Source organism: Gimesia sp. (assembly GCF_048260065.1).
GTDB lineage: Bacteria > Planctomycetota > Planctomycetia > Planctomycetales > Planctomycetaceae > Gimesia.
In genome coordinates this window covers 26533-35927 of record NZ_JBLXHC010000033.1, presented here as the reverse complement: position 1 = coordinate 35927, position 9395 = coordinate 26533, and the positions used below count along the sequence as shown (strand labels likewise).

The 9395-nt window shown below is 50.7% G+C and carries 11 protein-coding genes; 10 read left to right on the top strand and 1 reads right to left on the bottom strand.

What is annotated here, in order from left to right:
* The first annotated feature begins 569 nt into the window (after positions 1 to 569).
* The 3 genes from ACN0YN_RS30410 to ACN0YN_RS30400 all read left to right on the top strand — a co-directional run bounded on the left by ACN0YN_RS30410 (position 570) and on the right by ACN0YN_RS30400 (position 2538).
* Complete coding sequence (locus ACN0YN_RS30410; RefSeq protein WP_417388647.1) at positions 570 to 1049, top strand: VOC family protein; 480 nt, start codon at positions 570 to 572, stop codon at positions 1047 to 1049.
* The gene (locus tag ACN0YN_RS30405) at positions 1036 to 1401 is read left to right on the top strand and encodes a hypothetical protein (RefSeq protein ID WP_417388646.1); all 366 of its coding nucleotides are present in this window, start codon (positions 1036 to 1038) and stop codon (positions 1399 to 1401) included. The genes ACN0YN_RS30410 and ACN0YN_RS30405 overlap by 14 nt, the downstream gene beginning before the upstream one ends.
* A 318-nt stretch (positions 1402 to 1719) precedes the next feature.
* A complete protein-coding gene (locus tag ACN0YN_RS30400) occupies positions 1720 to 2538 on the top strand; it encodes a 2OG-Fe(II) oxygenase (RefSeq protein WP_417388645.1) in 819 nt (272 codons plus the stop codon).
* A 214-nt stretch (positions 2539 to 2752) separates the two neighbouring features.
* On the opposite strand, the gene ACN0YN_RS30395 is transcribed toward ACN0YN_RS30400, so the two are convergent.
* On the bottom strand, positions 2753 to 4321 hold the full coding sequence (locus ACN0YN_RS30395) for a hypothetical protein (protein WP_417388644.1): 1569 nt from the start codon (positions 4319 to 4321) through the stop codon (positions 2753 to 2755).
* A 249-nt stretch (positions 4322 to 4570) separates the two neighbouring features.
* Between ACN0YN_RS30395 and ACN0YN_RS30390 the strand changes: the two genes are divergently transcribed.
* From ACN0YN_RS30390 to ACN0YN_RS30360, 7 genes are all read left to right on the top strand, one after another.
* Positions 4571 to 5254 carry a TIGR02452 family protein gene (locus ACN0YN_RS30390; protein WP_417388643.1) on the top strand — a complete coding sequence of 228 codons (684 nt, stop codon included), beginning with the start codon at positions 4571 to 4573 and terminating at the stop codon, positions 5252 to 5254.
* Positions 5255 to 5453: 199 nt separating this feature from the next.
* The gene (locus ACN0YN_RS30385; protein WP_417388642.1) at positions 5454 to 5924 is read left to right on the top strand and encodes a hypothetical protein; all 471 of its coding nucleotides are present in this window, start codon (positions 5454 to 5456) and stop codon (positions 5922 to 5924) included.
* 67 nt (positions 5925 to 5991) lie between these two features.
* On the top strand, positions 5992 to 6831 hold the full coding sequence (locus ACN0YN_RS30380; protein WP_417388641.1) for a tetratricopeptide repeat protein: 840 nt from the start codon (positions 5992 to 5994) through the stop codon (positions 6829 to 6831).
* A 204-nt stretch (positions 6832 to 7035) separates the two neighbouring features.
* A complete protein-coding gene (gene sugE / locus ACN0YN_RS30375) occupies positions 7036 to 7356 on the top strand; it encodes a quaternary ammonium compound efflux SMR transporter SugE (RefSeq protein WP_417388640.1) in 321 nt (106 codons plus the stop codon).
* 136 nt (positions 7357 to 7492) lie between these two features.
* The gene (locus tag ACN0YN_RS30370) at positions 7493 to 8038 is read left to right on the top strand and encodes a cysteine hydrolase family protein (RefSeq protein ID WP_417388639.1); all 546 of its coding nucleotides are present in this window, start codon (positions 7493 to 7495) and stop codon (positions 8036 to 8038) included.
* A gap of 49 nt (positions 8039 to 8087) precedes the next feature.
* Entirely contained in the window at positions 8088 to 8996 is a 909-nt protein-coding gene (locus ACN0YN_RS30365) for a hypothetical protein (RefSeq protein ID WP_417388638.1), read from the top strand.
* Between the two features lie 69 nt (positions 8997 to 9065).
* Complete coding sequence (locus ACN0YN_RS30360) at positions 9066 to 9281, top strand: hypothetical protein (RefSeq protein ID WP_417388637.1); 216 nt, start codon at positions 9066 to 9068, stop codon at positions 9279 to 9281.
* Positions 9282 to 9395: the final 114 nt, after the last annotated feature.

Genomic DNA, 9395 nt, shown 5'->3' with positions numbered 1-9395 from the left:
TGGGACGTGTATTATCGCACATTCAAAGTTGGTAAGATCGAATTGAGAAAACACCGTCCCCGCAGGAAAAGTCGCAGCCGTTGAGAGATCCCTGTTCGCTACGCTCTCAGGGATCTCTCAACGTCTTGTAAACAACAATAGAAAAGTGTTACCTATGTGTCCGAACGGTTGTGTATCATGTGTCCGGTCTAAATAGCGAGCCAACAGTGCCACCCGACACTGGTATAAAAGCGAAGGAGAGTTGGTTGATTCAGATTTGCCTGAGCTGAGCGGCCTACCCTGGGATTTTTTTGAGTCTAATCAGGAGTGAGTCTTTACTGGTTTGGAAGCTGTATCACAGCACTGTTGGGCGAGTCAACAGTGCCACCCGACGCTGGTATGAAAGCGAAGGAGAGTTGGTTGATTCAGATTTGCCTGAGCTGAGCGGCCTACCCTGGGATTTTTTCGAGTCTAATCAGGTGTGAGTCTTTACTGGTTTGGAAGCTGTATCTCAGCACTGTTGGGCGAGCCAACAGTGCCACCCAACAATTGATTTTGTTACTGAAAAATAGAAAACTGTGTGATCAATTATGGATCTGAAACTCAATCTGCTGGTGCTGCGTTGTCGGGATATTGAAGCCAGCCGGGTGTTTTATGAGCACTTTGGAATTGAGTTTGAGCAGGAGCAGCATGGTTCCGGGCCTGTGCATTATGCGGCTGTGTTTGAGGGGCTGGTGTTCGAACTCTATCCGCTGAAAGAGGGAGAGCCGGCGGACCGGTCACGGTTGGGATTTGCAGTCAACCTGGAGACGGATCTGCGAGAGAGCCTGGATGCGGCCGGGATTGCGATTGTATCCCAGTATGAAATCGATCAGGAGCCGGTGTTTGTGGTGGAGGATCCGGACGGGCGGAAGGTTGAGGTGCGGCAGAGTGAACAGCCGAGAGCGGGCTGGCTGGGAGGGGGATTGGACACGGTTCCGCGCAATTGTGCTGATCCTGGCGGCGATTTCAGGCGCGGGAACTTGTATTACTTATCAGTCGAAGCCAATGGGAGAGATGCCCCCGTTTGACATTTATTTATACGGTTTCGGGTTGTTGATTTCGATTGTAATCTGGCCTTTTATGGTTGTGGCCGTCGTCGGGTTTCAGGCGATCAATCCCTTTACGGATCCTGTCTGGAAACGGCCGACGCATTCCAGTAATCCGTTTCGTCTGCGAAACCCGCTCTACCCGGCTCACTTTCTGATGTGCTTCATGATGGCTCAAGGGGCAGGCATACTGGCAACGTCCCTGATCGGAGGCTGGCTGCAACTGCTGATGGGAATTGCGACAATCACCGGTAGCCTGACAGGTCTGTGGGGACTGGAACTCGTGATGAAAATGTTTCCTAAGAGGATGGCGCCTGAGGACTCAGTTGATTAACCAGACTGATCTGACAGAACCTCTCTGTGAGTTTGAGTGATCATGAAATGCTGACTCAAGCCTGATGAAACTCGAATTCATGGTGACCTACTGGACCAGCTAACGCCGGTATTGTCCATCAGCGGTCTGCTTTGTGGGCTGGTGCAGTGATGCTGACCTCGCGGCTGTGGACGGCGATTTTCACCTGTGCGTTACCGTCCATATTGTACCTGTGAATATTGGTGTTGTTGATATACAGGTATTCTGGTATTTTTCTTCAGTGAGAGTCTAATTCTGTTTATCAATCGTTGTCAAATTGTCACAAAAGAGAGCAGAAGTATGAATAGAAAAGAAATAGCAGATTTCATTGTTCAGCGAATTGACGAAGAAAAGAACAGCCTCAAAAAGCAGTTCCAGGAGTCAAGTGAAAAAATAGGTTATTTCTTTGTGGATGAATTGCTGCCGAAAGAGTTGGCAAAAAGCATATTTGACTCTTTCCCGAAACCAGAAATGATGAAGTTGAAAAAGAGCTTGCGCGAATACAAATACATTGCAGCTCAGATGGACCAGTACAATACCATCCTGGAAGAAGCGATCTATGCTTTTCAAGATCAACGAGTCGTTGAATTAATTCAAGAGATCACAGAAATCAAACACCTTTGTCCTGATGAGCATTTATATGCGGGTGGAATATCCTTGATGGGTAAAGGGCAGTTTCTCAATCCGCATCTGGATAATTCACACGAAAAAGATCGAAAACAATGGAGGGTATTGAACCTGTTATATTACGTCACGCCGGAATGGGAGAGCCGTTTTGGTGGCAACCTTGAGATATGGCCCGAGGGAGTAAAAAATAAACAGGTAACGATCGACAGCCTTTTTAACCGGCTTGCTGTCATGGCAACTCATGGGGGAGCCTGGCACTCAGTGAGCCCCGTAACCGAGGATATGCACAGGGCGTGTGTTTCCAACTACTATTTTTCTGATATGCCATTGAGGGATGATGATCAGTTTCATGTAACCTCTTTTCGTGGTAGACCTGAGCAAAAATTTAGAGACATCATTCTTCAGACGGATGTAATGCTCAGGCAGGGAATACGCAAATTCTTCCCACAAGGTGCAGTAAAATCGAATCATCTCTACAACAAAGATAAGTGAGCATGCCCAGCGGCTCCAATAACAGTCAATGCATAAGTTCAACCGGCAAATGATCTCTGACAACTAGAGCGCATCACATTTAAACATAGCGTCTGTCAATCTTATAGACTCGGTCCAAATGGTTCTGGAGACGCTACAGTAAAACTGGAAACAGTCTAAAACTGTTGAAAGAATTGGTATTGGCCAGGGGCGTTTCACTTTTCAGGTAAATTACTCACTCAAACTTGAACGAATACAGATCGGCGTCTTTGAGTTTGATCTTTAATTTGACCGGTTTACCGGCGAGGCTGCTGACGTCGGAGCCCTGCTTCCAACTGACAGCGCGAGAGATGGTGTCGCCGAAGAGTTCGCTGCAGTCGGCTTCTTTGAAACCTGCGATCGGTTCGCCTGCGGGGGTCTGCAGTTCGACTGTGATGCCGCCGGCGGCTGAGGTGGAGAAGTTGAGCTTGAGTTCCTTACCTGTGAAGGTGATCGGTTTCGTGGTGATCTCTCCCCCTTTGAGTGGGGCGTTGATGGAGACGAAGCCGTCGATGCGCATGGTGTAGCGCCTTAGCTGACTGCTGTTGCCGGTCCAGTAACCTTCGGTGGCATAGAGCGAGAGTTCGTCGGGAGCGCCTTCGACATCCGATTTCGTTTCGACCATCTGCCAGGCGATATATTGATGTCCGTAGGCCCAGGTTCCCTGGCGTTCGATGCCGGGACGCAGGAAGGCTTCGGGCCAGCGTTTGAAATTGACGCCGTCACGACTGGTCATGAACAGCGCTTCGGTAATCGCCATGCCGTAACGGTTGGAGATGGAAGAACGCATTTTGCGGTGCTTATACTCGGGCAGTTCTTCCATCGATTTCGACCAGCCCCGCTCGATGTAACGCGTGGGGAAGCCGACGAGGATGTGCGGTGCGCGGTAGTAGGGTTTGATCTGGTTGGTGTAGAGCTGCTCGGGAGGCGCGTCGCCGTATTTCAGGTCCTGGGGGGCACTCCAGTGGATGAAGTCGTCTGACGTGGCGGTGCGGATGTCGCGGAGGCCGGTGGGTTTCCAGTTCTTTTCATCGGTGGTGCCGCCGGTGAAGTAACGCCAGTAGGCCCGGTACTGTTTGGTGGCCGGGTTCCAGAAGGCGAGGTTTTCGGAATCGAAGGCTCCTTTGGTGATGACCGGTTCTTCCGACATTAAAGACCAGTGGATACCGTCGGGGGATTTGAGGGCCAGCAGACCGTGTTTACCGCGGGAACGGAGGATGGCTTTATATTTCGCATCAGCGGGACAGGCGGGATTTTCATCTTTGAAGACGGCGGGGTGCACGGGATCGGGTTTGGCGGACTTCATCCAGTCGCGATGGGCTTTGCCGATGACGATGTTGTTGTCTTTGTTTCCACTTCCCGGCGGAAAGGAAAAGAGTCCCAGGTCGGGGCGTGTCCAGTGGATGCCGTCATCGCTCTCGGCGTAACAGGTGAAGTTGCTGTTGTTAGGGCCGAGTTTTTTTTCCTGCACGTCGAGATGCCAGGCTTTGTAGTACATGCGGTATTTGTCGCCATCTTTGAAGATGCTCTGGTAGCCGCAGCCACTCCCCTCCCAGGGTTTGTCATAGGTAAAAACAATTTCGCGGGGGGTGGGATGATGCAGTTCAAAGCGGGCGTTGTCGCTCTGTGATTCGATCAGGGAGTCATCAACCATGAGTTCCAGGCGGGAGCCGATATCAATGGGTTCGGCAGCGAACGAGTTACCTGTTATGAGAAACAGGAGAGTGAGCAGAGCGAAGAAACCCGGGGCTGTCAGTCGTGGCATGATGTTATTCCTGATGCTGGAGTGTGTGGCGAGGAATTTTATTCTAACCAGATTTCGAAGCGGAATGAAAGTCTTGAGGGTGGTTTCGTTCGGTTCACTGGTTTTTACTACCACGAAAAACACGAAATGACACGAAAGTGAAAAAGCGGGCGAACCCTGATTTATTATTACTTGTCGTATAATATACACTAAGGAAGAATGTGGTAAAAGAAATAAGAATGAAAACAAGAATGAGAAAGGATTGTGATTATGAGTAGTCGAACAGGACGTGCTTATCTGGCGAAGACCACGCTGGAAGTGTTGGAAGTGGGACGATATGTGAATCCACGGGGAGAGACGGTGGCGATTGCTGCAGAGATGGCGGCCTGTAATGCGGGTTCCGCCTGCTTTGAGCCTGATGCACTGGAACAGATGCGGGATGCCGTACTGCGAAAGCCGGTTCCATTTACACAGACAGAATTCCGGCTGGAGAATGAAACCACACTGGAAGGCGCACGCGCACTGGCGGCGGATTCGACGACAGGTCGGATTGGCGTATTGAATTTTGCGTCTGCAAAAAATCCGGGAGGCGGTTTTCTGGGCGGAAGTCAGGCTCAGGAAGAGAGCCTCGCGCGCAGTTCGGCGCTGTATGCTTCGTTGAATCTGTTTCACAACCAGTATTATGAGACACATCGCAGACTGCGCAGTGCTTTTTATTCGGACCGTATGATCTACTCCCCTGCCTGCCCGGTTTTCCGGGATGATGCGGGCTCGTTTCTGGAATCCAGTTACCAGGTCGACTTCCTGACCAGTGCGGCTCCCAACGCGGGAGCGATTCAGAAAAATCAGGCTGTGCATGTGAGTGAAATTCCGCAAGTCTTCATGGCCCGGATGGATAAAGCGCTTGCGTTATTTGCGGCGCAAGGCTGCCAGACACTTGTGCTGGGGGCCTGAGGCTGTGGTGTGTTTCGTAATTCTCCTGATCTGGTTGCACGATTATTCTCTGAATTCCTGCAATCCGGTGGTCCTTATTTCGGTCGATTCAAACAGATTCGCTTTTCTGTACTTGACCACAGTGAGGAAAAACCGATATTGAGTGCATTTACAAATTATTTTGAGCGCTCAAAGTAATGATCAGAGATTCGAGGTAGGAATGGGCTTCTTTGACAGGTTTAAATCCAAACCAGCTGCCACCACAGTCGGTAGTGCCGACAGTGTGGCACGGATTATGGTGGTGCTGGAATGCGATGGCGATCAGGTTTTATTTATTTTGCTGGCTGATGATGGCACAATCAATCGAATGGGAACGGGAAAGGAAGATAACGAGGAACAGGATCTGTATATCGGCGTGAGTGATGCCGATGCGTTTCAGGCAGTGCGGAGCGTCTGTGGTCCGGTGATTGATGACTGGATTGGTGGTTTTGGCGATCCGAATGCAGAGGGGAAGCGGTGCAAACTGCTGGTTGGTTTTCAGACATCTGCCGGCGAAGAACTGTTGAGTCAGTGGGAGTACGGAACCGAATCCAAGGGGCCGCCTTCCGAAGTGATTACAGTGGTGAAACAGGCCGTTCAGGCGACGGCAGACTGGTACGAAGAGCAGAAGGCTCTGTCAGCCAATGATTGAGGATTGCTACTAAGAAACACAGAAAACAAACGGCTGATTCTTAATTCACAGAAAGGGAGTTTGCGACATGTCAGGAGAGGCGGAGAGTCAGGGAGAGCCGAGACAGAACCTGTGGGAGTTTCGTGTAGGGGTGCGGGTTGACCTGGATGAAGGACTGCTGTCGATTGGCATGGACGAAGTCAATGGCTTGATCAATCGGGGAGGAAAAGTGGTCTCGCTGGAAGGTGGGGGCGCTGTCTTACGTAACCTCAACAAAGATGATACCAGCGAGAATCCCCCAATGACACTTTCAGGATGTGATATGAAGGTCGTGATCGATATGTCCGAATTCGGATCGACACCTGCCTCGATGGAACATGATCGCCTGTATGAGGAAGGGGTGGATCTGATCAACCCTTATATTTTTATTGTAGGTCGCGATCATCAACCGGCGGATACCGAGAGAGCACGTGATGATCTGGCGAGGGGCAAGGACTTACTTCGTCAGGCTCTGAAAATTGATCCGGGGAATGGTGCTTCATGGTGGATCATCGGTAAGGCGGAGCAGGTTCTGGAAAATACGGAAGCTGCCTGTGACGCATTTAGAAAAGCGTATCAATTACTTCAAGATAACCCGGATGCACCACGCGAATATATGTTTGAGTGCCTCAAGCTGGGCAGAACCAGACAGGCCATCGCTGCGGCCCGGCACGCAAGAAAACTCAAGCCGGAAGATATGGGGCTGGTAGCAAATCTGGCACTGGCTTTGTTGATCGGCGGAGAACTGGAAGAGGCGGCCGAAGTGATAGAGGTGGCTGTAACAGGCGCACCGGATGATCCGATCAATGTAAATCTGCAGCAGCGGATTGCAGAGGTACAGGCGGGGACAGTGCCTCAACCACGGAATCTGGCGGATATGGATGCGTGATGTCTGCGGTAAATAATTTTGCTCTCAGTCTTCAGGCAATTAGGCACGAACAACATTTGTTTGCAGGTTCATCGGTTCCTTTTTGAGACTTTTCAGAACTGCTGCGGGTGCCTAAGATGGCAGTATTGATCTTTCTGGAAGTGAGGACGACCTCACCGCTCCTGTTCCAGCGGGGACGGCCCCATCTGTGTGAAGGAAAATACGATGCCGTGGCTGATTCTGATTCTGGCAGGATGCTTTGAAGTGGGTTGGGCTGTGGGGCTCAAATATACGGAAGGGTTTACCCGGCTCTTCCCTTCTCTCTGGACGATCAGTTCGATGATCGTCAGCCTGGGACTACTGGGACTCGCGATGAAGTCCCTGCCTCTGGGGACCGCGTATGCTGTCTGGGTGGGAGTCGGTGCGGTGGGAACCGTGATTCTGGGAGCGGTTCTGTTTCAGGAACCGGTCAATGCGATCCGACTGATCAGCGTGTTATTGATTCTGGCTGGTTTGATTGGTCTGAAGCTGGGAGCGGCTGGCTAGCCTGGCAGCGTTCTACTACACTAGGGGACTCAAACGCTCAGGCTGAGGATTGCAATCATCAATTGCGGACACGAAATATAAGTTTTGATTTTCAAATGGTGCATTGAACGGGTAGGAATTATTTCAGGGAGTTATGATGAGTCGCGCTTTACTGGTGATTGATGTGCAGAATGAGTATTTTACGGGGGCGCTTCCGATCACGCATCCGGCGGGGCATCTGGAACAGATCCTGACGGCGATGGATACGGCAGCGGCGAAACAGGTTCCCGTCGTGGTCATCCAGCATGCGTTTACTGATCCGGCCAAGCCGTTCTTTCAGAAAGGGATGCCGGGCTGGGAACTGCATCCGGAAGTGGCGAAGCGGCCGCGCGATCTGCTGCTCGAGAAGTCACTGCCGGGCAGTTTTACGGGGACGGAACTGGAGGACTGGCTGCGTGAACGAAATATCGACACGGTGACGATCGCCGGCTACATGACGCATATGTGCTGTGATACGACAGCGCGCGAGGCAGTGCATCGCGGATTTACAGTTGAGTTTCTGAGTGATGCGACGGGGACCCTGCCCCTGTCGAACTCAGCAGGCGAAGTGACGGCGGAAGAACTGCAGCGGTCGATTCTGTGTGCACAACAGATGCTGTTGAGTGAAGTGCTGGATGTGGAAACCTGGAAGGGGCGGTTGTGAGAGTAGTACAAAATGTTTTGATGTCCCCTGCTCTGGAAAGCCGTGACGAATGGCCGAAGTGACTGCGGACCAGGTTCTCTCGAAATTAAATGAGTTGGATCTGCATTTATCCCCCGAGATCAACTACCGGCTGGAAACGATCTTTCTTGAGATTGAAGGATTTTTCGTTAACAAAAAGATTCGGGAAAAGTTTCAGCTGGTTCAATGGATTGAGCCTTTTTTAAAAGAGGTCTTGCTGGAACATGAGCAGGTGTTGTTTGTTTCGCGAGGAGGGCGGGAACTGGACTGTCAAAGAGTCATTTTTGCGCTCACGAATTTGCGAATGCTGTGTATGCATCAGACTGGAAATCATGCCGGTTGTCCTTACTGGACGATTTACTATAGCCAGATCGAGGCATTGAAAAACACGTTTTTAGAGCATCCCAAATTCTACTTTAAAGATGGGACGAAGCTATCTCTCCGCGATTTTCCCAAGCAGGAACTCCCGACGCTGCATGACGTCTTCGAGAAATCTTCACAGCGATTCCAGGAACAAGAGCTGGATCCAACTGTTTCTCAATCAAGAGAAAATATTTGTGGGAACTGTTTCAAGATCGTATCTAATCAGGGAAATCATTGTGAAGCATGCGGCGCTAATTTCTGGTCTCCTTTTGAGATTGGGATACGCAGTTTATTTTTTCCTCTCTGGGGGAGTTTTACGATCAGACCATTTTCTTTTGCACTTGCTGAGTTGTCGACCTATGTCGTTTTTGGGTTAAGTGTCCTGGTGCTGGAAGCGAAGAGCAATCCTGTCCTGGTTGCGCTGATGTTCGTTCTGTTTCATATGACTGCATCGGCAGTCGGGTATAAACTCACCGCGAAGGGATTGTATCTGAAGGAAGTTCCTGCGGACAGCGCGGCTGCCAATGATCAATTTGACGGATCTCTGAATCCTGACGCTCCGACCAGATTTTCTTAGTATTGCCGGAGCGCTTCGGGTGAAATAGGCTCAGACTTCTTTGATGATTCAATTAAGGAAGGATGAGCTATGTCTGACCTGTCCCATGCAGATGTCGCTGCCAAACTCAATAAGTTGAAACTGGAACTGTCCCCGGAGATTTCCTATCGACTGGAGACGCTGTTTCCCCGGATTGAGGACTGGGCTGCCAAGGGGTGGATCAGGGTGAAGTATAAGGCTGTGAAGCAGCTGGAACCCCTGCTGGAAGAAATCCTCTTGAGGGGGGGGAGCAGGTTTTACTGGTGACCAGCTGGAACGGGCGACTTTAGACTGTGTCCCGTTTTACTGTAGCGTCTCCAGGTCCATTTGGACCGAGTATATTAGATTGACAGACGCTATCGTTAAATGTGAAGCGCGCTA